Below are 23,542 nucleotides of genomic sequence, written 5' to 3' on the forward strand. Positions count from 1 at the left end.
TGACCTGGACGCTGTATATGCAGGTCAGGGCATTATTCGATTAATCGTGATAAGTGCCACAAATTTTGATTTCCTATGGATATTGTCGGTAGCGTCCGTCCTCATGATTGCTCTCGCAACACTGTTGACGCTTATCAATCAGGTTTCCGGTACGCCGTATATTGTCGGCGGCGATTCGCCCGCCGGGACCGACTGCTCGGGTTTGGCTTCCTGGGTATCTAATGCAGCAACGGATAGGCCCATTTTCGGAGATCGATTTAATACGGGTAATGAGGAGGCCGCGCTAGCTGCTCGCGGGTTCCAACATGGCACCGCCCCCAATGCTTTGGTAATCGGTTGGAATGGTCGCCATACCGCGGTCACATTGCCTGACGGCACCTCGGTGTCCAGCGGTGAAGGGGGTGGCGTCCGGGTCGGTGGCGGGGGCGCCTACCAGGCGCAATTCACCCACCACATGTATCTCCCGATGGATGAGGACATGGTTGACGTTGACCTGCCCGCGCCCGAGGACCCTCCTGCGCAGGGAACGCCGGAGCCCTGCCCTCCTGCGGTTGAGGATGTCGTGAATCCGGATGAATTACCGCCGCCGCCCGAAGACCCGGGACCCTTCGACGATCTCGAAATTTCGAATACATAACAATTTGCGGTAAGTAAGTCGGCCAAAGAAAGACACTGCGACCTGGATCACATTCCCGGGTGCATTGATACCTTGCGGCCACCCCGGACCATGCATTGTGTGCTGGATCACAATTCGGTTCGGGTGTGGCTGCAATAACTATTTGAGCATCAAATCTGCGCTGGACTATTCATCCGGACCGTTCCCGGACGCCATTGCAGGCGGTATGTCGTGGTATACGCGGATGCGATTCGCATTCGGTTCACGCTGAGCTAGAAGGTCGATTCTGCAGGACGGCGCTCCATACCATTTCTCCCGATGGAAGGAGCTTTGCCTTGACAACTACCGAGTCGACGAATCACCTGAGCGGCATCATCGCGGCAAATCGGCGCGCGGTAACCACGGATCCGGCCCAGGCGCGCGTGGTGTTCCAGGCTTCGGCCACCGGGCATGACGCTGTTGCCAGCACGGTCAGCCTCGGCCGCTACCGGGTCGAGGTCGATGAGCCGGCGCCCCTCGGTGGGGATGCCAAGGCTCCGAACCCCGTCGAGTACTACTTGGCCTCGCTGCTTTCGTGCCAGATCGTGACAGGGCGTTTCTGGGCCGCGAAGCTGGGAATCTCGGTCGATGACATCTCCGCGACCGCAGAGGGCGATCTCGACGTGCAGGGCTTCTTCGGATTCGCCGACGACGTTCGCTGCGGATTCCAGCAGGTGCGGGTGGTGATCACGGTGACCGGGCCGGAACCGGCGGAGCGCTACCGCCAATTGCAGGTGGCGGTCGACGCGCACTGCCCAGTGCTCGATCTGACGCGTAACCCAACTCCGGTGCACACCCGGGTGGAGATCGCCTGACCCACGCGTGCTGGGTATCCTGACCCTGTTCTCCGAGTTCGATGATCAAGTCAGCGAGAGGGGCGGGGACCGCAAATGATCTTCATCGTCGTCAAGTTCGAAACCAAACCCGAGTGGAGCGAGCGCTGGCCGGAGTTCGTCGCGTCGTTCACCGCGGCCACGCGCGCCGAGGACGGCAACCTCTGGTTCGAGTGGTCGCGCAGTCTGGACAACCCGGCCGAGTACGTCTTGGTCGAGGCCTTTCGCGACGGTGATGCCGGAAGTGTCCACGTCAACAGCGATCACTTCAAGCGGGCGATGCAGGAGTTGCCCCAGGCCCTCGCGGCTACGCCCAAGATCATCAGTCAGACCCTCGACGCGACCGGGTGGTCGGCCATGGGGGAGATGTCGGTCGACGAGTCGTAGGCCCCGCGACCGAAAGCCGTTTATTCCGATGGTGGCTCCCGGCCCCGGAGTCTGTAGCCGGTGGCCGGGCCGAGGCGATTGCCGCCGTTCGGTCGGCTAGTCGGCCTGACCGACGGTGACCGCGATTTCGCTACCCAATCGATAGCCCGGGGTGAGTGGAAGCGTATCGTCACTCCAGAAGGAGCCCGGGTCAAACCAGTTCGAGTACTTTTCGGTGGCCATCAAACCCCTTTCCTCATAGGTGATTGCCACCGTCTCCGCGCAGTACGCCGCTTCCAGGCCGACCTTTTGGCGTTCCTTGCGTCGCTGGGTGGACTCGCGGATCTTCTTGTCCACCCACGGCAGTCCTCTGGTCCAGTCGTAGGCGGTGGGAAGCCGGCCGCGTAGCCAACGTCCGGTGAGGCGTGCGGTGGCGGGAAACGGAGTGCCGTCCATGCGTGCGATGACTCGCAACAGTTGGTTCTCTTGTTCGCGACTGGCGTACGGGGTCAGCTGCCGCAGCCAGCAGCGCTGGTGGTAACGCTCGGTCCATTGCCGGACCGCGTCGCGCGCATCGTTGAGCTGTACGCCGCGGTGGTGAGTGCCCGTCCACATGTCGACCAGCTTGTCGCCCAGCTCGGCGTGCCAGATCAGCGGCGGCAAGTCATCGATGGCCACCGTCATGCCGACGTGGTTCACCGGACTATTAGTCAAGGTCTGGATGGCGCGGTCGGGGCGGGAGCGGCCGCGGAACAGCCAGAGGTCGCCAGTGCGGGTCTCATTGAGCGCTTGGTCCAAGGTCAGGCTGTTTGATTCCACCCCAGCACCATAGGCAGAGATAGCCTGTCGTCATGCGCAGCGTGTGGAAGTGGCTTGGACTGGCCGGTGTCGCCGGCGTCGTCGCCGGTGGCGCGTTGGTGGTACGCGACCAACGGAAACGCCGTTCCTATTCGGCCGATGAGGTCCGGGCTCGGTTGCATCAGCGGTTGGACGAGTCTGAGACGCAGGGCGACTAGTCCGGCTCGCACTCGGGGGCGGTTTCGACGCCGAACAACCGATAGCTGCCGGAAAATCCCTTGAGCTCGACGTCGCGGCCGTCGTCCACACGGATGTCTCCGCAGTCGCGGACCGCGTCGCGAACCGGTTCACTCACCAGGATCTGGCCGCCGACGGCCTGACCCGCAACCCGGGCTGCCATCGCTACATTGCGGCCGAACAGATCATCGCCGCGGCGCACCGAGCGGCCCATATGGATCCCGATCCGTACCCGAATGCCGTTGCGCGGTTTCCTTTTTGCCTCTCGACTTAGCGCGCGCTGGATATCCAAACCGCATCGCACCGCCTGTTCGGCACGAGCGAAGGCGATCATGAATCCGTCGCCTTGACTCTTGACCACGTGTCCGCCGTGGCGGTGCACGAACTCGTGAACCATCTTGTCGTGCGCGCCAATCAGCTTCACCCACGCACGATCCCCGATCCGCTCGTTGAGCGCCGTGGACTCTTCGATGTCGGAGAACAGAATCACGACCCGGCCGTCGGGGGTGACTCGCGCCAGGTCCGGCCGTTCCACCTCGGCCCAGTCCGCGAGGTCCTCGATCGAGCTGCGAACCGCGGCGCCAAAGCCCTCTTTGCGCATCAGGTTCGCGGTTTGCCAAACCGTCTTGACGGCCTCGCGCCCCCCGGTCAGCAGCCAGTTGCGGGTGTCGGCGCGCTGGCGCAACTCATCGTTTTCCTGACGAGCGCGGGCCAGCAATCGCCATAGCGCGATCAGGGCGGCGGCTTCCAGGGCGGCGACGCCGGCCAGCACGTAGACCGCGATGTGCAGTGCATCGGTCATGCCTGACACCCGCCCATCCTTTCAGTACCGGCCCAAGCCTGCCTTGTCGGGCTATCGGGCAATGTCTAGGGTTGAGTTCAGCCCCCGCGGGGAAGCAGATCTCAAGTAAGCCGACCAGCGGCTTTAGCCCAGATGACGTCCTGGAGGTGGGGGATTGGCCAACGGCGGAGGTCAGGCCTCAGATCTATTGGTGATCTTTGGAATTACCGGCGATCTGGCTCGCAAGATGACTTTTCGCGCGTTGTACAGGCTGGAACGCAGGGGACTGCTGGATTGCCCGATCGTGGGCGTCGCCAGTGACGACATGTCGGTAGAGCAGTTGGTCGATCGGGCGCGGGAGGTCATTCGAGGGTCCAGCGAGCCGTTCGACGAAGCGGTATTCGAGCGATTCGCCAGTCGGTGGTCCTATCTGCCCGGTGACGTTACCGACCCCGCCCTGTACACGGCGCTGGCCAAGCAGATCGGTCATGACCGCCACGCCTTGTACTACCTGGAGATGCCGCCCGCGCTGTTCGCCCCAATCGTCGAGAATCTTGCCAAGGCAGACTTGCTGCGCGGCGCGCGCGTTGCGGTGGAGAAGCCATTTGGCCATGACCTGGACTCCGCGCGGGAACTCAACTCCCGGCTACGTGCCGTGCTCAACGAAGACCAGATCCTGCGCGTCGATCACTTCTTGGGCAAGCAACCCGTCGTGGAGTTGCAGTATTTGCGCTTCGCCAATCGCGGCCTGGCCGAATTGTGGGATCGCAAGAGCGTTTCCGAGATTCACGTCACCATGGCCGAGAACTTCGGCGTCGAGGACCGTGGCAAGTTCTATGACGCGGTGGGCGCCCTGCGAGACGTCGTGCAAAATCACCTGCTGCAGGTGCTGGCGCTGGTGGCGATGGAGCCTCCGGTGGGTCCGGGTGCCGACGACCTCAACGACAAGAAGGCCGAGGTGTTCCGTGCCATGCCGGCGCTGCAGACGGCGCACTACGTGCGGGGCCAGTACCAGGGTTACGGCGAGCCCCGGGGGTGGCCAAGGACTCGCAGACCGAGACCTATGTGACCGAGATCGACAACTGGCGCTGGGCCGGGGTGCCGGTCTTCTTGCGGGCCGGAAAAGCTCTGCCAGAGCGGGTGACTGAGGTGCGGATGTTCCTGCACCATGTTCCCGGGTTGGCTTTCCTGCCCAACCGCAGGCCGGCCGAGCCGAACCAGATTGTGCTGCGCATCGACCCAGATCCGGGCATGCGCCTGCAGATATCCGCGCAAACCGGCGACTCGTGGCAGGGCGTTCACCTGGACTCCTCGTTCGCCGAAGACCTCGGTGAACCGATCCGGCCCTATGAACGACTGCTGTATGCCGGATTGATCGGCGATCGCCAGCTTTTCGCTCGCGAGGACGCTATCGAGCAGACGTGGTGGATCGTGTAACCGGTTCTTGACGACCCGGGGGAAATCCACCCGTACGATCGCGGCTCCTGGGGGCCCGAGGCAGCACAGACGCTGCTGCGTGGCCACCGCAATTGGCAACAGCCGTGGCTACCCCGCAGTGCCGAGGCACGACAGTAAGGAGACGAACAGATATGCAGCTAGGGATGATCGGGCTGGGCCGGATGGGTGCGAACATCGTGCGCCGAGTGGTCAACGGCGGACACGAGTGCGTGGTGTACGACCACAATCCCGACGCCGTCAAGGCGATGGCGGGGGAGAACAACACCACCGGGGTGTCCTCGCTGAGCGAGTTGCGTGACAAACTTTCCGCCCCGCGGGTCATCTGGGTGATGGTGCCCGCCGGGACCATCACCACCGGCGTCATCGAGGAGCTGGCCACCACACTCGACGCGGGAGACATCGTGATCGACGGTGGCAACACCTACTACCGTGACGACATCAAGCACGCAAAGCTGTTATCTGGCAAAGGCATTCACATGCTGGATTGTGGTACCAGCGGCGGTGTGTGGGGACTTGACCGCGGCTACTGTCTGATGGTCGGCGGGGAGCCGGACGCGTTTGCGCATGCCGAGCCGATCTTGGCCACCGTCGCACCCGGGGTGCAGGCGGCACCGCGAACGCCGGGCCGCGATGGTGAGGTCGCGGAGGCCGAAAAGGGTTACCTGCATTGCGGGCCGACGGGCGCCGGGCACTTCGTCAAGATGGTGCACAACGGAATTGAGTACGGGATGATGGCGTCGTTGGCGGAGGGCCTCAACATCCTGCGCAACGCCGATGTCGGCACCCGGGTGCAGCAGGGTGACGCCGAAACCGCGCCGCTGGCCAACCCGGAGTACTACCAGTACGACATCGACATCCCCGAGGTGGCCGAGGTGTGGCGCCGGGGGAGCGTGATCGGCTCCTGGCTGCTGGATCTGACCGCGATCGCGCTACACGAATCTCCCGAGCTGCAAGAGTTCTCGGGACGGGTTTCCGACTCTGGCGAGGGGCGGTGGACTTCCATCGCGGCGATCGACGAAGGTGTGCCTACGCCGGTCCTCACCACCGCGCTGCAGTCGCGCTTTGCCTCGCGTGACCTCGATGATTTTGCCAACAAGGCGCTATCGGCGATGCGCAAGCAGTTCGGTGGCCACGCGGAAAAGCCGGTCAACTAGCCGGTCGCCGCCCTCCGCTTGACGAAGTCGACCACCACTTCGGTGAAGGCGTCGTTGTCATCGCCGGCCGCGGTGTGGCCGGCGTTGGACAGCTCGACGAATTCGGCGTGCGGCACTTTGTCCAGAAAATCCTGGACGCCCTCGGAGCCAGGGCTCCGGCGTTCCCTGCCCTCGGAGCTGACCACATCGGAGAGCTTCCCGCGAATCAGCAAGATCGGGATCGTCAGGTTCATCGCGGCGCGCTCGAAGTTTTCGGTGCGCAACTCCGGGTCGTCCCCAGGTGCGGTCATCATCGCCGGATCCCAGTGCCAGTACCAGCGGCCGTCGCGCAGGCGCAGGTTCTTCTTCAGCCCTTCGGGGCTGCGCGGCTTGGTCCGATGCGGCAGATAGGTGGCGACGGCGTCAGCGGCCTCCTCGAGCGTGGCGAACCCGTGGAGGTTGGTGAACATGAAGTCGCGGATGCGGGCGCTGCCGTCCTTTTCGTATTTCGGCACCACGTCGACCAGCACCAACCCGGTCACCCGGTCGGGGCCAGCCCTGTCCGCGACGAGGATGCCGGTCAGCCCGCCCATGCTGGCGCCGATCAGCACGACCGGGCGTCCGATGGCGTCGAGGACGTGCAGGATGTCAGAGGTCAAGGTTTCGATCGCGTAGTCCGCGTCCGGCGCCCGGTCGCTGTCGCCGTGTCCGCGGGTGTCGAGCGCGATCACGTGGAGGCCCGTATCGGCCAGAATCTGGCCGGTGTTCTTCCAGGAAAACCGGTTTTGGCCGCCACCGTGCAACATCAGGATGGTGGGGCGACCGGACGCGGCGGTGTCGCGGTTCCATTCGTCGGCGACCAGGGTAATCCCCTCAGTACCGGAAAACTCGACCGTTCGGGGGTTGTTGCTCATGGCGCTCACGTGTTCTGACGTTACCTAGCTGCTTTAAGCACCCGCTGTTGCGGGGCCGATAGCGCGGTCGCGATGAGTTTGCCGCCCAGCCGGGGTCTATTGAAATGACGAGATCCCAACGACCAGGAGCCGCCAATGCCAGCTATCACGCCCTCGCTGTGGTTCGACCACAATCTGGCGGAAGCCGCACAGTTCTACACGTCGGTGTTCCCGAACTCGCAGATCTAGGGATTCAACCGGCATACCGAGGCGGGGCCGGGTGAACCCGGCACGGTGATATCGGGAACCTTCGTCCTCGACGGGGTCCGGTTCATTGGAATCAACGGCGGTCCACAGTTCCCGTTCACCGAGGCGGTCTCGTTGACGGTCAACTGCAAGGACCAAGATGAGGTCGACTACTACTGGGATCGGTTAACCCAGGGCGGTACGGAATCGCAGTGCGGTTGGTGCAAGGACCGGTTCGGCCTGAGCTGGCAGATCGTTCCCGACCGGCTGTATGAGCTGCTGAGCGATCCGGACCCGGCACGGGCGGCAGCCGCAACCACCGCGATGCTCGGCATGCACAAGATTGTGGTCGCCGAGCTGGAAGAGGCGGTGAACGCCGCGGGGTGAGCTCACTCGGTGAGTCGGCCAATCCATTCGATCGTGGCGTCGATGACCGGTTTGACTTGTTCGGGCTCCTCGCATGCCGCAACCATCAGTGACGATTCCTCCATGATCGCCAGCAGAGCGCGGCTGAGGAATTGTCCATGCAGCGACGAGTCGAGTTCTAGCATCGCCATCCAGCTGCGAAAAGCAGACGTCATGCGATCGCGACGAGTGATTCCGAAGTCGGTCGGTCGATCTCCGGAGGCGAGCAATCTGGCTACCCGCCGATGCTCCCAGAGCCCATCGAGGTAAGCCCGTACACCCAGTTCGAAGATGCGACGCCGGTCGGTTTCGTCGCCGGCCTGCTGAAGTGCTTCCTCGATCTTGCCTTCGACGGCGCTGGCCATCTGCTCGAAGATCGCCAGAAACAGTTCGGTCTTACCGCCGAAGTGGTGATAGATGCTGCCGATACTGGCCCCGGAGCTAGCCACCACTTCGGCCATGGTGGCCGCATTGAAGCCTCTGGTGGCGAACACCTCGGTCGCTGCGTCGAGGATCCGGCGCTGGGTGGCGTCTGTTTTGGCCCAGCGGCGCCCGTGCGAGTCGGTCGACATATCTAGAAATTAGCCGCTGGATCATCGTCGTGCGAAGAAATTCATCGCATGTCAGCCCGACGGTTTGGGATGCAGGCGGGCTCGGTGTGGGCTCGAATGCGCATGCCCAGCGAGTTCGGCCCCAAACGGCCCCCGGATAGGTACCAGACAATCTGGCTGTATCGCGGCCGGCGCGTCGCGCAGCGCCACCCCGGCCAGACCCGGTATCGGAGCGGCCTGGCGTGCCTTTGGCCGGTCACGGACATGCATCCGGTTCGCGCCGTCCCCTGGGGTAACGTGGCGAACACCATCGACTTGGATCCGCCTGCGGGCCGCGATCTCGCCGGCGCGTCGAGCAAGTGCGTAGGCTCAGCGACCGTGCCGGGAGACGACGGCGGTGTCTCCGATCGGTGGTGTTGTCCTCATTCGGCGCCAGTTACGTTGGTGCATACGGGTTGCACGTGGCGAACAGGAGTCAACATGCAAGACGATGCCGCTCGGTGGGTCAGCGGGCCCATCGAGCCAGCCCTCGAAGGTTGTGCCGGCGCCGCGGATGACCACGACAAGGCCCGTGATGCCTGAGCCGCGCTGGATCGATGTGCCCGGGCCCAACGGTGATCTGAAAGCCTTGACCTGGGGTCGCCCCGAGGCGCCGATGGCGTTGTGCCTGCACGGCTTTCCCGACACGGCCTACGGCTGGCGCAAGCTCGCCCCGATTCTGGTCGACTCGGGGTGGCGGGTCGTTGCACCGTTCATGCGGGGCTATGCGCCGTCGGCGATTCCCGCCGACGGGAGCTATCACGTTGGTGCGCTGATGGATGACGCACTGCGGGTGCGATCCGCTGCTGGCGCTACCGAGGGTGACGTGCTGATCGGCCACGACTGGGGCGCCATCGCCGCGGCCGGCTTGGCGGCAATGCCCGACAGCCCGTTTTCCCGGGCCGTCATCATGTCGGTGCCACCGGCGGCCGCGTTTCGCCCGCTGGGCCGGGTGCCCGACCGCGGCCGTCTGGCCCGCGAACTGCCCCACCAGCTCTTACGGAGCTGGTACATCCTCTACTTCCAGCTGCCCTGGTTGCCCGAGCGGTCGGCGTCGTGGGTGCCCCGGCTGCTGTGGCGACGATGGTCGCCCACCTATTACGCCGAGGAGGATCTGCGCCACGTCGACGCTGCCATCGGGACGGCGGAGGGGTGGCGCGCGGCGTTGGGTCCCTACCGGGCAACCATTCGCAACACCCGGCCGCCGGCCCGCTACGCGGAATTGAACCGTTGGTGGACCGAGGCGCCTCAATTGCCGGTGCTCTACCTACACGGTCGTGACGATGGCTGTGCCGTAGTGGCTTTCACGCACTGGACGGAAAGGGTGCTGCCGCCGGGCAGTGAGGTGGCGGTCGTCGAACAAGCCGGTCACTTCCTGCAGCTCGAACAGCCCGAAGCGGTGGCCAAGCTGATCCTGCCGTTCATTGCCCCGCCGGGCTGAACCGGTGGCGGCGCACCCGATGGCGGCCGTCGATGCGCAGTTCTATTGGATGTCGGCGAAAATGCCCAACGATCAATTCCTGTTGTATGCATTCGACGGTCGACCGGCCGAACCAGAGTGCGCCATCGATCAGCTCGTCCGCCGGGCCCGCGCGTGTCCGGAGCTGCGGATGCGCGTCCACGACGGCGCTGTGTTGACCTATCCGCGGTGGCTAGCCACCGACGTCGGGTCCGAACAGGTGGTCCGGCACAACCTTGACGACGACAGCTGGCACGGTTGCCTCGCGGCGGTGGTCGGGCTGGCGCGCGAGCAGCTGGATATTCGGCTGATGTCGTGGCGGGCACATGTATTTGCCCCCGTTAGCGGGATTCCGGGCGTCCAGGCACCGGGCACCGTTGTCGTCGTGCAGGTCGCCCACGCCCTCGGCGACGGCGTGCGCGCCTCGGCATTGGCGGCCCGGCTGTTTGGGCGCCGCGCTCCCATCCCCTCGGCGGAGCCCCGGCGGCGGGGCTTTCTGCCCAGGGTGGCCGCCGATGCGGTCTGTACGCACCGCCGTCTGGTACGTGACACCGAAGCCGGATTGTTGGCACCCGGCGCCGGATCGCGGCCGCTGCGCAGCACCAACGCCAGGCCCGAGGGCGCCCGCGAGCTGCGCACATTGGTGCGACATCGCTCCCAGATCTGCGGTCCGACAGTCACGGTCGCGGTGCTGGCCGCGGTTTCGGCCGCACTGTCACGGCTACCCGACGGGAACGCCGAACAGTTGGGCGCCGAAGTCCCGATGGCCAAACCGGGACTGCGGCAAGCAAACAACCACTTCGGCAACATCGTTGTCGGGTTGTATCCGCAGCTCGAACGCGGCGAGCGGATGCATCGAATCGCCGCCGATCTGGCCAACGCCCGTCGTCGCATGCAGCATCCGGCGGCCAGCGCGTCCGATCTCGCCTTTGCGAGGGTCCCCGCCGCATTGTTGCGCTGGGGGGTAAGCCAATTCGATGCGGACATGCGGCCGGATCAGGTGGCCGGAAACACGGTGGTGTCCAGCGTACACCGCGGCGCTGCCGATCTGAGCTTCGGGGAAGCTGCGGTGGTGCTCACGGCCGGGTATCCGGCGCTGTCACCGGTGATGGGGCTGACCCATGGCGTGCACGGCATCGGCGACACCATTGCGGTCAGCGTCCACGCGGCACAGTCAGCGGTGGCCGACATCGACTCCTACCTGGAACTCCTTGACCAGGCTTTGTAGCGAAAACTACTGGGCGTCACCGGATCTAGCCGCCTGCTCGCGGGTCAGCCCGACGGCCAGGATTAATTCTTCGTGCAATTCGAACCACACCGTGTGGTAGGAGTCGATGAGCGGGCGGGTCAACCAGGCGGTCTCGCCGGCCTTGACCCTGCCCAGCGCCGCACTCAACTTTCTCGAGTAAGCATGCAGCCGCGGCAGCTGTGTCGCCGCGGTCGCAATGATCGGCTCCACCCGCTGGTGCACATCATCAAGCTGGGCCAGGATTGCGGCGTCATAGTCGGCGTCGTCATGGCTGTTCGGTTTGCCGCCTCGGAGCTGACACTCTGTCACCAGAGCCTTGAAATCGGCATTCACGGAACGAAAGTCGCTGTAGACGTTGGCCAGTGTGGTCGCGTCCGCCGCGTTGCGTTCCTCGGTCAGCAATTCGCTGAGCCGGACCCGGCCCTCGGGACTGATGCGCAATGTGGTGTCGCCGACCAACAGGTTTGCCGCGGTCAGCCGCGCGACCGTGTCCGCGACTTCGGCCAGGTCCAGGCTCACCGTCTCGGCAAGGTCGGGCGGGCTCACCCGCCCCTTCAACCTGATTGCTTGCAGTATCGCCAATTCCGTCATAGACCGTCCTGCACACGTAGCGCGTTCAACATGGTGATCAGCGGTGCGTCCGAGACGACATCGGTGTAGCCGGCGGCCATCGCGGTCAGCACCCCAGCCTCGGAAGGATCGTCGAGCTTGGGGTAGTCGCCGCTCGCATGCGCGCGCAGCGGGCTGATCTTCAGCGCGATCGTCGTGAGATCGCGTAGCTCGGGTGTGTCGTCCTCCGACCACGCGGACGGCGCCAAAATGCCCTCGCGCACTTCGCCCGTGTAGCCGTCGACGGTAATCCGCTTGCCGGCCAACGAGGCCGCAACCCCGTCACCACAACCGACCACCGCCACCCGGCCGAGCTCACGGCTGACCACCGCAGCGTGGCTGGCAGCGCCACCGATCTCGGTGACGATGCCCTGCGCGGCAAGCATCCCCGAGACGTCTTCGGGCCTGGTGTGGTCACGCGCCAGGATCACCTGCTCGCCCCGGTCGGCGGCGTCCAGCGCCTCGTCCACGTCGGTGTAGGCCAGGCCCGCGGCCACTCCCGGGCACGCCGGCAGGCCCTTTGCCAAAAGCGATGCGGCCAAACGCTCTTCCGGCTGCAGCGTGGGCAGCAAGAGGGTCTCCACTTGGGTGGGGGTGATTCTGCGCAGCGTCTCGGCATCGTCGATCAGGCCGGCACCGCGCAGTTGCAGCGCCAATCGCACCGCAGCCTGCGCGGACCGCTCGGCGGATCGTGTCTGCAGCAGCCACAGCTTTCCGCTTTCGACGGTGAACTCGACTTCTTGCACCTCGGCCGCGAGCCGTTCCAGGCCGCGCGCGGCATCCAACAATTCGAGGTAGATCTTCGGCAGTCGGTCGCGCAGGGCGGTGATCGGTTCTACCTTGAGCAGACCCGAGACGACGTCATCACCCTGACCGCCGGGTAGCCATTCGCCGAACGGTTCGCTGGCGCCGGTGATCGGATTGCGCGACGACAGCACCCCGGCGCCGGAATCGGCGCTGCGGTTGCCGAACACCATCGCCTGAACCACGACAGCGGTGCCGCCCTGGTCGTCGAGACTGTTGTGGTTGCGGTAGGCGATGGCGCGCGGAGAGTTCCAGGAGGCGAACACGGCGCCGATGCCAGCACGTAGCTGCTCGTAGGGGTCGTCGGGGGGATCACTTCCCGCCACGATTCGCCGATACATGCGGGTGAACCGGCGCCTGGTGTCGCGCGCGAAGTCGCCGGTGCCGGGGGAGGCCAGGGCCTGCTCGACGGTGTCGTTCATGCCCAGGTCCAAAATTGTGTCCATCATGCCGGGCATCGACTGGTTGGCTCCCGAGCGCACACTGACCAGCAGCGGATGCGGCCCGCTGCCGAAGGTGCGTCCCGTCTCGGCCTCCAGCCATCTGATCCGGTCCACGACGTCGTCCCAGATCGCGTCCAGTGTTGGTGCTGGATCCGCCAGGTAGCGCACGCCCACTTCGCTGGTGATGCAGAAGGCAGGCGGCACCGGCAGATTGTTCCGGCGCATTGAGTCGATACCGTGGCCCTTGTTGCCCAGGACCTCCCGAGGCTGATGTGCGCGGCCGTCCAGTAACACCACGGCGGGGCCGGTGAACGGGATGCCCCCGGCTCGTGAGAAACGAGTCGTGGTGCACCCCCTTGTGGTCTTCGGCAAATTCCCAGAACGCTCGCTATGTTTCCACACGGTTCAGTAGCGTCCGCGGCTCGGCGCTGCTGTTGTGGGATGCGCCGAATGATCTAGGTTTGCACTCATGGCTCCCTACGATGTCGGATTACTGATCCTTCGGCTGGTGCTGGGCCTCACAATGGCCGCGCACGGATTCAACAAGTTCTTCGGCGGCGGCCGGATTCCGGGCACGGCACGATGGTTTGAAAGCATCGGCATGAAGCCCGGAAAGTTTCACGCCACGGTGGCCGCGATCACCGAGGTATCCGCGGGCTTGGGACTTGCGGCCGGCCTGCTCACTCCGATCCCGGCGGCGGGCTTTGTCTCGCTGATGTTCGTCGCGGCCTGGACCGTGCACCGAGCCAACGGATTTTTCATCGTCAAAGAGGGCTGGGAGTACAACCTGGTGCTCGCCCTCAGCGCCGTCGCGGTGGCCACGATCGGTGCTGGAAAACTGAGCCTGGACTGGGTGATATTCGGGAACAACTGGCTCAATGGCTGGCCGGGTTTGGTGGCATCGCTTGGGCTTGGGCTGGCCGGGGCCTTCGGCCAGTTGCTGATCTTTTACCGGCCGCCGGCTCGGCAGGCCGGATAGCCGACGGGCGCAAACCCGGCTTGCCGTGGCTGCGCGGCGAAACACTAGAACACGTTCTAGTGTGTGAAACCATGGGATTTCTCAAGCCCGTGCTGCCGCAGGTCGACATTGTCGAATGGGGCAAGGGCACCCGCAGTGAAAAGATCCGCCCGATGGCCCGCCATTGGGCCGAGGTCGGCTTTGGCACTCCGGTCGTGATGCACCTTTTCTACGTCGGCAAGATCCTGCTCTACATCCTGGTGGGCTGGCTGATCGTGTTCAGCACCAAAGGAATCGAAGGATTCACCGACGTCAAGTCGTGGTACACCGAGCCGATCGTGTTCCAGAAGGTCGTGCTCTACACGATGCTGTTCGAGGTCGTCGGGCTGGGCTGCGGGTTCGGCCCGCTGAACAACCGGTTCTTCCCGCCCATGGGCTCGAGCTTGTACTGGCTACGATTCGGCACCATCCGGCTGCCACCCTGGCCCGAGCGCGTCCCGTGGACCGCGGGGACCAAACGCAAGCCGGTGGATGTCGCGCTCTATGCGCTGTTGTTGATCATGTTGGTGACGGCGCTGTTCACCGATGGCTCCGGCCCGATGTCGGAGCTGGGCAGCAAGGTGGGGCTGCTGCCGATGTGGGAGATCGTGATGATCCTGCTGCTCCTGGCGATGGTGGGGCTGCGCGACAAGGTGATCTTCCTGGCCGCCCGCGGTGAGGTCTACGGGACGCTGACGGTCACCTTTCTGCTCGGCGGGATAGACATGATCGTGGCCGCCAAGCTGGTGTTCCTGGTGATCTGGATGGGTGCGGCGACCTCCAAGCTCAACCGGCACTTCCCATTCGTGATCTCCACGATGATGTCCAACAACCCCTTGTTCCGGCCGCGCTTCATCAAGCGGATGTTCTTTGCAAAGTTTCCCGACGATCTGCGGCCCGGATTGCTGTCACGCATGCTCGCGCACCTCAGCACTTTCATCGAAATGTTCGTTCCCGTGGCGTTGTTCCTGTCGCACGGCGGCTGGCCGACCACCGCGGCGGCGATCGCGATGGTCTGCTTCCACCTGGGAATTCTGACGGCGATTCCGATGGGGGTACCGCTGGAGTGGAACGTATTCATGATCTTCGGCGTGTTGGCGCTGTTCGTCGGCCATGCTGACCTCGGCCTAACCGATGTGAAAAGCCCTGTGCCGGTAGCGATTCTGTTTGCCGTGGTGGCAGGAATTGTCATCTTGGGCAACTTGTTCCCGCGCAAGATCTCGTTTCTGCCCGGGATGCGTTATTACGCCGGCAACTGGGACACCACGTTGTGGTGCATCAAACCCTCGGCTGACGCCAAGATCAAGCGGGGGATCGTCGCAATCGCCAGCATGCCGCAGGCTCAGCTGGAGCGCTTCTACGGCAAGGACCGGGCGCAGATCCCGATGTATCTCGGATACGCGTTCCGCGCCATGAACACTCACGGCAGGGCGCTGTTCACCTTGGCCCACCGGGCAATGGCCGGCCAGGACGAAGACGACTATGTCATCACCGACGGGGAGCGGATCTGCAGCACCGCCGTCGGCTGGAATTTCGGCGACGGACACATGCATAACGAGCAACTCATCGCCGCGATGCAGCAGCGCTGCAACTTCGAGCCGGGGGAGGTGCGTATCGTGCTGCTCGACGCGCAACCGATCCACAAGCAGACTCAGGCCTACCGCCTGGTGGATGCGGCCACCGGCGAATTCGAGCGGGGATGGGTGCGGGTCTCGGACATGGTGACGCGGCAGCCCTGGGCCGACGACGTACCAGTCCAGGTGCAGTCGGAGTAAGGCCGTCGAGCGTCGAGTGTGACGCCACTGCGAGATTTCATCGCGAAACTCGCAGTGGCGTCACACTCGACAGACCCCTACGCCTCGGGTCGTACTTTCTGTGCGGCGGCGACCATGTTCTGCAGGGACGCCGTCACCTCATCAACGTTGCGGGTCTTGAGCCCGCAGTCGGGATTGGCCCAGAGCCGCCCAGCCGGAACGGCTTTCAAGGCGGCACGTAGCGAATCCGCCATCTCCTCGGCGCTGGGCACTCGTGGTGAGTGAATGTCGTAGACGCCGGGGCCCACACTGTTGGCAAAACCGATCGCATTCAGATCGTCGAGCACCTCCATGTGGGAGCGTGCCGCCTCGATGGAGGTGACGTCGGCATCAAGGTCCGCGATGGCCCCGATCACCTCACCAAATTCCGAGTAGCACAGGTGAGTGTGGATCTGGGTCGAGTCGGCAACTCCGGACGTCGCCAAGCGGAAAGCGGCTACCGCCCAACGCAAGTACACATCCTGCTCGCTGCGCCGCAGTGGCAACAATTCGCGCAGCGCCGGCTCGTCGACCTGGATCACCGCGATGCCGGCCGACTGCAGATCCACGGTCTCATCACGAATGGCCAGCGCCACCTGATTGGCGGTATCGGGCAGCGCCTGATCGTCACGCACGAAAGACCACGCCAGGATGGTGACCGGGCCGGTCAGCATGCCCTTGACCGGCTTGGCGGTCAGCGACTGCGCGTAGCTGATCCAGTCGACCGTCATCGGATGGGAGCGCGCGACGTCACCGTAGAGAATCGGCGGACGCACGCAGCGGCTGCCGTAGGACTGGACCCAGCCATTCTGAGTGGCGAAGAAGCCGTCCAACTGCTCGGCGAAGTACTGCACCATGTCGTTTCGTTCCGGCTCACCGTGTACCAGCACGTCGAGTCCCAGCTCTTCCTGTAGGGCGATGACGTCGGCGATCTCTTTCTCCATCCGGCGCGCGTACTCCGCCTCGTCGATCTCGTCGGCGCGCAGTGCCGCACGGGCGGTTCGGATCGCCGTGGTCTGCGGATAGGAGCCGATCGTCGTGGTGGGTAGCGGCGGCAGCTGTAGCCGTGCCTCCTGGCTGAGTCGGCGTGTGGCGGCATCGCCCCGATGCACACCCGAGGCGAGGATGGCATGGATGCGGGCCCGCGCCTGCCCGTTGTGCAGCCGTGGATCCTTCTTGCGGGAGGCCACCGCTTCGTTGGACGCCGCGATCTCAGCGGCGACCGCCTCGCGCCCCTCGCGCAGAGCGCGGGCCAGAACCGCGACCTCGGCCACCTTCTCCGCGCCAAATGCCAGCCAGCTGCGCAGGCTAGCGTCCAGGTCGGTCTCGGGCTCCAACGAGTACGGCACATGCAGGGTCGAACACGACGTGGACACCGCGATGCTGGCTGCCGAACCAAGCAGGGTCGCCAGCCGGCTCAACACCGCCTGCAAGTCGGTGCGCCAGATGTTGCGACCGTCGACGATGCCGGCTACCAGCGTTTTGTCGGCCAGCTCAGGAGCCGCGACGATGGACGCGATCGCGGTGTGCGCACCGGCAACCAGGTCGACGCCGATCGCCTCGATGGGGGTACGGGCCAGCGCCCCCAGCGCGGCGCCCGGGTCGCCGAAGTAGGTAGCGACATGGATGGCCGGCCGGTTGGCCAGTGACCCCAGCGCGGTGTACATCCGTTCGGCAAGCGCGGGCGCGTCGGGGCAGATGTCGGTCACCAGCGCCGGTTCATCCAGCTGTACCCATTGGGCACCGCTATCGGCGAGCAGTGACAATAGCTCCGAATAGATCGGCATCAGCTCCTCGAGCCGCCCTATCGGCGCGGATACGCCGTCGACGGCCTTGCTGAGCAGCAGGAAGGTGACCGGGCCGATGACCACGGGCCGTGCCGGGATGCCGAGCTCCTGCGCCTCTTTCAATTCGGCGAGCACCTTGTCGGGATGCAGCCCAAACCGGGTGTCCGGCCCGATCTCGGGGACCAGGTAGTGGTAGTTGGTGTCGAACCACTTGGTCATCTCCAAGGGCGAGACCTCAGCATTGCCCCGCGCCGCGGCGAAGTAGCGGTCCAGGTCGTCGCAGATCCCGGCTACTCGGGTGGGCAAGGCGCCCAACAGAACTGCGGTGTCAAGCATCTGGTCGTAGTAGGAGAAGGTGTTCACCGGAACTGAGTCCAGACCGGCCGCGGCCAGGTCGGTCCAGGTGTCGCGACGCAGGGTGGCGGCGACGGACTCCAACTCTGCTCGGTTGGTGCGTCCCGCCCAATAGCCCTCGGTTGCGCGCTTGAGTTCGCGGCGCGGACCAATACGGGGAGAGCCGGTAATGGTTGCGAAAAATGGTTGCCGGCTTACTAGCTGAGTCACAGCGCGTCCTTCAATTGACGGGGTGATCACCGCCCTCGGACGCACAACCGACCCGACTGCGCCATGCTTTGACCGCACGAGCACAACCGCTTCGGCCGAACGCCCATTCCACGAGGCGATGAGCCGCCGGGCGCGGCGCGCCCGGCACAACTGGCAGGTCTTCGGACTCGCAGGCGCGCACCCGGTGGTGCTCCTAGTGGCCGTCGCTTCCCAGTCGTGAAGGACCAGTGCTTGTTTCGTTCATGACGGCGGTCGTTCCTGCATACCGCTGCGGGACAGTTCCGGATTCTCACCGGATTCCCTCTTACGATGCATCGTTGATGCCTCGCTCGATGCCGACACCGCGTGGGGCGATGACGGCAGACCAGCTGCGTGGTCCAGGTTACTCTGCCGCCCCGTGGTCGCGTACTGGCCGGTTAGTCTGCCAATGCCGTGGCGATGGGCACATCGCCGTTGTTGAAGTCGATGGTCCGGCCGATGGTTGAGTCGTCGTTGAGCGTGGCGGCGATCACCCGCGCGACATCGGCGCGCGAGACCGTGGCTTTGCCGCTCTTGCCCGTGCCAATTGAGATCCGCCCGGTCGCCGGTTCCATGGTGAGCCGGCTCGGCCCCAGCACGGTCCAGTCCAGGTTGCTGGCACGCAAATGGGCGTCCGCGGCCGCTTTCGCCTGCGCATACGGGAAGAACGAATCATCAACCGATACACCATGATTAGGGCCGGCGCCGAAATAGGAGACCATCACAAACCGCTGCACACCCGCCCGCGTCGCGGCATCGATGACTCTGATGGCGGCGTCGCGGTCGACGGCATAGGTGCGCGCTGGATTGCCGCCGCCCGCGCCGGCGGAGAACACCACCGCATCGTGCCCGGTCAGCAGTCCGGCCAGCGCGGCGGTATCTAGCCCTTCGATATCGGCTTGCACCGGTGTGGCGCCCGTTGCGGCGATGTCATCGCGGTGGTCGGGGTTGCGGAAGACCGAGCTCACCTGGTCGCCCCGGTCGGCCAGGATGTGCCCCAGTAGCAGAGCGACCTTGCCGTGGCCACCAAAGACAACAACACGCGTCATAGCAGCGACGCTACCGCTAGGGCATCGGGACGCGGCCGATGATGAGGTCGATGATGGGCTTGCCTGGCGGGTAGGCGCCGGTCAGTGACGACATGGTGTGCCCGTAGTCCACCAATAGCGTGATCCCGCTGATCCCGAAGGCGGCCGCGCTGTTGAGGAACACCATCACGTCGCCCATCTGCTCCGGGGTGTGCACTTTGGAGCCGGTCTCGTCGCGGTAGTCCTGCGCGAAGGTGAGCCACAGGTCGGCATTGGCTTGCGCCAACGGGGTATCGGTGGGGCCTGGGCAGATGGCGTTGATGCGGATCCCCCTTTTCAGCAGGGGATAGGCCCTGGTCGCCACGTAGGCATTGATGGCTTTCTTGCTGAAGCCGTAGTGAATGATGCCCTCGGCTTCATGCGCCGATACCCAGTCCTGGGCCGCTCCATAGTCAGGAGTGGCCAGGAACTCGGTCAGCCGCGGCAGGTCGTTCTCCCAGCCCATGCCCGCGACCGACGAGATGAAACAGACCGCCGATCCCGAAGGAAGCTGGTCATTGGCCAGCAGGCGGTCGATCAGATGGCGGTGGCCGATGAAATTGATCTTCATCAGGTCTGGTCCGTCTGCGACACCGGCCGCGGAGAACACCGCATGGACCGGCCCGCCCAGCCGCTCGACAGCGGAGTCGATGGATGCCGGGTCGCGCAGATCAACGCTCAGCGTCTGGGCGGCGCCATAACCCACCGGCGCGTAGTCCATCACGATGACTTCGGCGCCGAGTTCGGCCGCTGACTTGGCGGCCGCGGCGCCCATCCCGGTGGCGCCGCCGACGATCAGCGCTCGTTTGCCGTCGTACCGCAACCGATCCACAACTGTCATCAAGGTCCCTTTCCCCGGCCCCGGTTACCCGCCTCACTCTAAGGGGAACATATATTTGGTTCAATAGCGCAGTTGGTTCAATCGCGCCGGAGAAAGCGGTGCCGCTACTGGCCGCGCACGGCGACGCCACGCAACACCGTGTCACGGGCGTGAATGAGCGCCGCACGGGTGCCGACGAAGTGCAAGATGTTCTCCGGTATCCACTGCAAACCGATGACGCATCGGGCCAGCATCGTGATGGACGGCGGTTCGATCTGTATTTCTTCGGACCGCAGACCTTCGGACAGAAGCGATTTCATCTGTCGCAGCCGCGCGGCGTAGAGCCACCCCGGGTTGGGAGTATCCGGTGGCGACTGTCTCATCCACGCAAGCTGAATCCGGAACTCGTCGGAAAACTGATCCAGCGCATTGATATTCACCCAGCTAAGCGCGTCCAGCTTCTCGATCGGCGTCGCGTTCGAGCGCAGCACGGCGACCCAGCCCGCTTCGACCTTCTGTCCGAACGAACGCATGATTGACGCCAGCAGATTGTCTTTGGATCCGATCACCCGGTACACAGTCCCGGTGCCAAGTCCGGACGCAGATGCGATGTCTCTGATCGTGGTGACTTCGTAACCCTTGCGCCCGAACTCCATTCGTGCCACCGCCCGAACGTGGGCGGCCTTGTCACTGGGATCGGCGTCCTTTTCGTCGATCCATGTCGCGATCACGTCGTTTGCTGCGGACAGCGCATTGGAACCGTCCAGATCCACGTCGGTTGGTGCGTGGCTTGCCAAGCCTTGCAGAATGGTTCGGCACATCAACCCGGAGACCTGGTCGGCGGATGCGTTGCGACGCATCATGTCCAGACCTACTTGCAGCATTGTTTGACAGATCCGGTCGGCCAACGTGGGGAGGTCGATTTCGGTCCTGATGTAGCCGCTCCACCGCCCCGCGCGCAGCGTTTGCAGCATGGCTTCTTGTATCGCTAGCGGACGTTGCGACGTCAGCTTCATCAGTTCGGGATCCGCGCTGGGGCCCTCGTAGAACGACATCTGAAGCGCGGCCCGATGCGCTACCGCACAGTTGGCGATCGCGGCTCCCAGTTGGGTGATCTTCTCGGCCACGGTTCGCGAATCGGGTTGGTCCAGCTTCGCTTGCCAGCTTTGCCCGATCTGATGTAAGTCGTCCTGATAGCGGCGGATCAGTTCGATCAGGATCGCCTCTTTGGACTCGAAATGGTGATAGAGGCTGCCCGGCAGAATGCCTGCGGCGTCAGCGATTTCCTGCAGCGACGTCCGCAAACCCGACGAGGCTATCAACGCCGCTGCGGTCTGGAGAATCTCGGTCCGGCGCGTCCCGGAGTCGTCCGTCCCGGCCTGATCTCGGTGATCAGCCATCCACCGGCTTTTCGCCGCTGCATTGACCTTCGCCATAGGCTACCGGTGTATGGGTCGGCAGAATTGCGACCTAGCAAACATATGCCTTCGCCCCTCCTGCCAACCAAATTTTTGTTAAATCTAGCAGACTGGGTGCTCGGGCAGTGGTCACGAGCGTGCCGGTGCGGGCCGGCTGCCCGGTCCTGTCGAACTGCCGGTTGGCTGCGCGATCGGCTTGCAGCGACGTGCGCCAGGGGCGGCCCGGCCCGTGGTTCGATCTTGCTGACTGCGCTGGCGCGGCGTAGCCGGCGCACGCCCGGTGAGAGGGCCCCGGCCGAGCTGACAGCGGCTTGGCAGGCTATTGACAGCAGGGTCCCATGTGAAAGCCCGGACGCCGGCGCCGACCCCGTCCTAGCATCTGGCCGTATTGGCAATTGTCGCCGAATGGCGACTGTTGCCTCAGGGGTCAAACGCAGTTGCGGAGGTTGTCGACAGGCGAGTTGTCCGGGGCGTTGGGGCGGCTGAACGGTTTGGGGTGTGATGATGTTGGACTTTGCTTGGTTACCGCCAGAGATAAATTCGACTCGGATATTCTCCGGCGCGGGCTCGGGGCCGTTGTTCGCCGCGGCGTCGGCCTGGGAAGGGTTGGCGCAGGATCTGTATGCGTCGGCGTCATCATTTGATTCGGTCGTCTCGGGGCTGTCCAGTGGGTCTTGGTCTGGTCCGGCGTCGGTGTCGATGGCGGCCGCCGCGGCGCCGTATGTGGGCTGGCTGAGCGCAGCGGCGGGCCAGGCCGAGTCGGCGGCCAATCAGGCTCGGACGGCGGCGACGGCGTTTGAAGCCGCACTGTCGGCGACCGTGCACCCGGCTGCCGTCACCGCCAACCGGATGTCGTTGGTGTCGTTGGTGGCAACCAATATTTTGGGCCAGAACACACCCGCGATTGCGGCCAACGAATTCGACTACCTGGAGATGTGGGCCCAGGATGTTGCGGCCATGGTGGGTTATCACGGTGGGGCGTCGTCGGTGGCCGCCGCCCTGGTGCCGTTCAGTCTGCCGCCCGTGGACCTGGCTGGATTGGCATCCCAGATCGGAACGCAGGCGTTCGGGATGGTCACATCCGCGTCCTCGGCGCTCGCCACACCGGTGCAAAGCGTCATGGCGGCCGTTCCGACGGCGCTGACGACGCTACAGTCATTGCCACTGCAGGATGCGTCGATGCTGATGTACCCGTTCAGCATGGCGATGTCACCGCTGATGAACCTGATGAGTAGTTCGCTGCGCGGGTCGACCGCCGGGGTGGCCGGCGCAACCGCCGCCGGAATCCCCGCGAGCGCAGCGAAGTTGGTGGACGCACCGGTTAGTGGCGTGAAGGCGATGGGCGGGGCGGGGCTGGGTTCATCGATTTCGGCCGGGTTGGGCAAAGCGCGGATGGTCGGCGCGGTATCGGTTCCGCCGACCTGGGAGGGATCGATGCCCACGCGGATGGCTAGCTCGGCGATGTCGGGGTTGGGCGCGGCCGGTGTCGCCAATGAGGCTGAGATGGCCGCGGCGGGACGACCCGCCGGAATGCCGATGATGCCGATGCCGATGGGTGCGGGTGCCGGTGCCGGTGGCGGGATGCCCGGTGGAATGCTGGGCCGAGGCGGTGCCAGCCCGAACCCAATACAGTCCCGGCCTAGCGTGGTGCCGAGGACGGGAATCGGATAGCGCGCCGATCCAATCGGAGTCCTCGGAGTCGAGGTCTGGCCTCAATTTTTCGTCGAGGGTGATGTCGGTCGAACTCGGCGATCTCGATGCGTTCGGTCTCGGAGACAAACCGTGAAGAGATGACCGTGGTGGTCAGGGGCCAGGGGGCACGACCCGTACCTGCCGTCTTTTCGGTGCACCCTGATGCCGTTGCGCCAGTTCCGGCTCGTCGAGCGACTGATGCCAACTTCACATGCGACCTTGTGTCGCTCCACCTGTGAAGTGCCTTCCTGTCAGGATCTTTGAAGCGTAGAGAATTTCATCATCCCTTGCACGACAGGAACTTTCGCAAATCTACACCCCGAAACTCGCAACGTTTCACGAAAAATCCAGGCTAGGTGTGGTCGCAACACTTTTCTAGGTTCTAGAGGTTGTGCCGGCATCATCGCGTCGGGTGAAAATGGGGCCG

At 64.5% G+C, this 23,542-nt stretch carries 20 protein-coding genes, 2 pseudogenes and 1 riboswitch; of the genes and pseudogenes, 12 read left to right on the plus strand and 10 right to left on the minus strand.

Annotated elements, in window-relative coordinates:
• Window positions 1-46: 46 nt before the first annotated feature.
• From MMSP_RS08365 to MMSP_RS08375, 3 genes are all read left to right on the plus strand, one after another.
• Window positions 47-637 (plus strand): peptidoglycan endopeptidase, encoded by a 591-nt coding sequence (locus MMSP_RS08365; RefSeq protein WP_152522484.1) that lies wholly within the window; start codon window positions 47-49, stop codon window positions 635-637.
• 314 nt (window positions 638-951) lie between these two features.
• Window positions 952-1,470, plus strand: coding sequence for an OsmC family protein (locus tag MMSP_RS08370; protein WP_020786256.1), 519 nt, complete (start codon window positions 952-954; stop codon window positions 1,468-1,470).
• Window positions 1,471-1,545: 75 nt separating this feature from the next.
• Complete coding sequence (locus MMSP_RS08375) at window positions 1,546-1,875, plus strand: putative quinol monooxygenase (protein ID WP_012395907.1); 330 nt, start codon at window positions 1,546-1,548, stop codon at window positions 1,873-1,875.
• Between the two features lie 96 nt (window positions 1,876-1,971).
• Here MMSP_RS08375 and MMSP_RS08380 read toward each other — a convergent pair whose 3' ends face one another.
• Window positions 1,972-2,673, minus strand: a complete 702-nt coding sequence (locus MMSP_RS08380; protein ID WP_020786257.1) for a hypothetical protein — start codon at window positions 2,671-2,673, stop codon at window positions 1,972-1,974.
• A 32-nt stretch (window positions 2,674-2,705) separates the two neighbouring features.
• Here MMSP_RS08380 and MMSP_RS27435 point away from each other — a divergent pair, with 32 nt between their 5' ends.
• On the plus strand, window positions 2,706-2,870 hold the full coding sequence (locus MMSP_RS27435; protein WP_015356883.1) for a hypothetical protein: 165 nt from the start codon (window positions 2,706-2,708) through the stop codon (window positions 2,868-2,870).
• Here MMSP_RS27435 and MMSP_RS27440 read toward each other — a convergent pair.
• The gene (locus MMSP_RS27440) at window positions 2,867-3,700 is read right to left on the minus strand and encodes an adenylate/guanylate cyclase domain-containing protein (RefSeq protein WP_020786258.1); all 834 of its coding nucleotides are present in this window, start codon (window positions 3,698-3,700) and stop codon (window positions 2,867-2,869) included. The two genes, MMSP_RS27435 and MMSP_RS27440, sit on opposite strands and share 4 nt — an antisense overlap.
• Before the next feature lie 217 nt (window positions 3,701-3,917).
• Here MMSP_RS27440 and MMSP_RS08390 point away from each other — a divergent pair.
• Window positions 3,918-5,107 (plus strand): annotated as a pseudogene (locus tag MMSP_RS08390) (glucose-6-phosphate dehydrogenase).
• A 152-nt stretch (window positions 5,108-5,259) separates the two neighbouring features.
• The gene (gene gnd, locus MMSP_RS08395; RefSeq protein WP_012395902.1) at window positions 5,260-6,282 is read left to right on the plus strand and encodes a phosphogluconate dehydrogenase (NAD(+)-dependent, decarboxylating); all 1,023 of its coding nucleotides are present in this window, start codon (window positions 5,260-5,262) and stop codon (window positions 6,280-6,282) included.
• Here gnd and MMSP_RS08400 read toward each other — a convergent pair.
• Complete coding sequence (locus MMSP_RS08400) at window positions 6,279-7,175, minus strand: alpha/beta fold hydrolase (protein WP_369797347.1); 897 nt, start codon at window positions 7,173-7,175, stop codon at window positions 6,279-6,281. The two genes, gnd and MMSP_RS08400, sit on opposite strands and share 4 nt — an antisense overlap.
• A gap of 135 nt (window positions 7,176-7,310) precedes the next feature.
• On the opposite strand from MMSP_RS08400, the pseudogene MMSP_RS08405 reads away from it, so the two are divergent.
• Window positions 7,311-7,787, plus strand: a pseudogene (locus tag MMSP_RS08405) (VOC family protein).
• Between the two features lie 2 nt (window positions 7,788-7,789).
• On the opposite strand, the gene MMSP_RS08410 reads toward MMSP_RS08405, so the two are convergent.
• Window positions 7,790-8,377, minus strand: a complete 588-nt coding sequence (locus tag MMSP_RS08410; protein WP_020786262.1) for a TetR/AcrR family transcriptional regulator — start codon at window positions 8,375-8,377, stop codon at window positions 7,790-7,792.
• 553 nt (window positions 8,378-8,930) lie between these two features.
• Between MMSP_RS08410 and MMSP_RS08420 the strand changes: the two genes are divergently transcribed.
• Together MMSP_RS08420 and MMSP_RS08425 are read left to right on the plus strand one after the other, a co-directional pair.
• On the plus strand, window positions 8,931-9,836 hold the full coding sequence (locus MMSP_RS08420) for an alpha/beta fold hydrolase (RefSeq protein ID WP_036426334.1): 906 nt from the start codon (window positions 8,931-8,933) through the stop codon (window positions 9,834-9,836).
• 4 nt (window positions 9,837-9,840) lie between these two features.
• A complete protein-coding gene (locus MMSP_RS08425) occupies window positions 9,841-11,082 on the plus strand; it encodes a WS/DGAT domain-containing protein (RefSeq protein WP_020786265.1) in 1,242 nt (413 codons plus the stop codon).
• Between the two features lie 6 nt (window positions 11,083-11,088).
• Here MMSP_RS08425 and MMSP_RS08430 read toward each other — a convergent pair whose 3' ends face one another.
• Window positions 11,089-11,694 carry a hypothetical protein gene (locus MMSP_RS08430; RefSeq protein WP_020786266.1) on the minus strand — a complete coding sequence of 202 codons (606 nt, stop codon included), beginning with the start codon at window positions 11,692-11,694 and terminating at the stop codon, window positions 11,089-11,091.
• Entirely contained in the window at window positions 11,691-13,256 is a 1,566-nt protein-coding gene (locus tag MMSP_RS08435; RefSeq protein WP_020786267.1) for a pyruvate, phosphate dikinase, read from the minus strand. The genes MMSP_RS08430 and MMSP_RS08435 overlap by 4 nt, the downstream gene beginning before the upstream one ends.
• A gap of 172 nt (window positions 13,257-13,428) precedes the next feature.
• On the opposite strand from MMSP_RS08435, the gene MMSP_RS08440 reads away from it, so the two are divergent.
• Together MMSP_RS08440 and MMSP_RS08445 are read left to right on the plus strand one after the other, a co-directional pair.
• Window positions 13,429-13,938 (plus strand): DoxX family protein, encoded by a 510-nt coding sequence (locus tag MMSP_RS08440; RefSeq protein WP_015356873.1) that lies wholly within the window; start codon window positions 13,429-13,431, stop codon window positions 13,936-13,938.
• Window positions 13,939-14,009: 71 nt separating this feature from the next.
• Window positions 14,010-15,731, plus strand: coding sequence for a DUF3556 domain-containing protein (locus tag MMSP_RS08445; protein WP_036426335.1), 1,722 nt, complete (start codon window positions 14,010-14,012; stop codon window positions 15,729-15,731).
• 77 nt (window positions 15,732-15,808) lie between these two features.
• On the opposite strand, the gene metE is transcribed toward MMSP_RS08445, so the two are convergent.
• The 4 genes from metE to MMSP_RS08470 all read right to left on the minus strand — a co-directional run bounded on the left by metE (window position 15,809) and on the right by MMSP_RS08470 (window position 21,405).
• On the minus strand, window positions 15,809-18,100 hold the full coding sequence (metE, locus tag MMSP_RS08450; RefSeq protein WP_020786269.1) for a 5-methyltetrahydropteroyltriglutamate--homocysteine S-methyltransferase: 2,292 nt from the start codon (window positions 18,098-18,100) through the stop codon (window positions 15,809-15,811).
• 134 nt (window positions 18,101-18,234) lie between these two features.
• Window positions 18,235-18,455, minus strand: a riboswitch (cobalamin riboswitch).
• A gap of 61 nt (window positions 18,456-18,516) precedes the next feature.
• Window positions 18,517-19,167, minus strand: coding sequence for an SDR family oxidoreductase (locus MMSP_RS08460; RefSeq protein ID WP_012395891.1), 651 nt, complete (start codon window positions 19,165-19,167; stop codon window positions 18,517-18,519).
• Window positions 19,168-19,183: 16 nt separating this feature from the next.
• Window positions 19,184-20,026 carry an SDR family oxidoreductase gene (locus MMSP_RS08465; RefSeq protein ID WP_020786270.1) on the minus strand — a complete coding sequence of 281 codons (843 nt, stop codon included), beginning with the start codon at window positions 20,024-20,026 and terminating at the stop codon, window positions 19,184-19,186.
• A gap of 104 nt (window positions 20,027-20,130) precedes the next feature.
• Window positions 20,131-21,405, minus strand: coding sequence for a TetR/AcrR family transcriptional regulator (locus MMSP_RS08470; protein WP_020786271.1), 1,275 nt, complete (start codon window positions 21,403-21,405; stop codon window positions 20,131-20,133).
• A gap of 519 nt (window positions 21,406-21,924) precedes the next feature.
• Here MMSP_RS08470 and MMSP_RS08475 point away from each other — a divergent pair.
• Window positions 21,925-23,094 (plus strand): PPE family protein, encoded by a 1,170-nt coding sequence (locus MMSP_RS08475; protein WP_012395888.1) that lies wholly within the window; start codon window positions 21,925-21,927, stop codon window positions 23,092-23,094.
• The last annotated feature ends 448 nt before the right edge of the window (window positions 23,095-23,542 follow it).

It is taken from the genome of Mycobacterium sp. 012931 (genome assembly GCF_000419295.1).
Classification (GTDB): Bacteria; Actinomycetota; Actinomycetes; order Mycobacteriales; family Mycobacteriaceae; genus Mycobacterium; species Mycobacterium marinum.

Bases quoted from the DNA above. Each gene is read 5' to 3' on its own strand.
- MMSP_RS08375 (WP_012395907.1), top strand. From the start codon at position 1,546: ATGATCTTCATCGTCGTCAAGTTCGAAACCAAACCCGAGTGGAGCGAG.
- MMSP_RS27435 (WP_015356883.1), top strand. From the start codon at position 2,706: ATGCGCAGCGTGTGGAAGTGGCTTGGACTGGCCGGTGTCGCCGGCGTC.
- gnd (WP_012395902.1), top strand. From the start codon at position 5,260: ATGCAGCTAGGGATGATCGGGCTGGGCCGGATGGGTGCGAACATCGTG.
- MMSP_RS08400 (WP_369797347.1), bottom strand. From the start codon at position 7,175: ATGAGCAACAACCCCCGAACGGTCGAGTTTTCCGGTACTGAGGGGATT.
- MMSP_RS08410 (WP_020786262.1), bottom strand. From the start codon at position 8,377: ATGTCGACCGACTCGCACGGGCGCCGCTGGGCCAAAACAGACGCCACC.
- MMSP_RS08420 (WP_036426334.1), top strand. From the start codon at position 8,931: ATGCCTGAGCCGCGCTGGATCGATGTGCCCGGGCCCAACGGTGATCTG.
- MMSP_RS08430 (WP_020786266.1), bottom strand. From the start codon at position 11,694: ATGACGGAATTGGCGATACTGCAAGCAATCAGGTTGAAGGGGCGGGTG.
- MMSP_RS08440 (WP_015356873.1), top strand. From the start codon at position 13,429: ATGGCTCCCTACGATGTCGGATTACTGATCCTTCGGCTGGTGCTGGGC.
- MMSP_RS08445 (WP_036426335.1), top strand. From the start codon at position 14,010: ATGGGATTTCTCAAGCCCGTGCTGCCGCAGGTCGACATTGTCGAATGG.
- MMSP_RS08460 (WP_012395891.1), bottom strand. From the start codon at position 19,167: ATGACGCGTGTTGTTGTCTTTGGTGGCCACGGCAAGGTCGCTCTGCTA.
- MMSP_RS08465 (WP_020786270.1), bottom strand. From the start codon at position 20,026: ATGACAGTTGTGGATCGGTTGCGGTACGACGGCAAACGAGCGCTGATC.
- MMSP_RS08470 (WP_020786271.1), bottom strand. From the start codon at position 21,405: ATGGCTGATCACCGAGATCAGGCCGGGACGGACGACTCCGGGACGCGC.
- MMSP_RS08475 (WP_012395888.1), top strand. From the start codon at position 21,925: ATGATGTTGGACTTTGCTTGGTTACCGCCAGAGATAAATTCGACTCGG.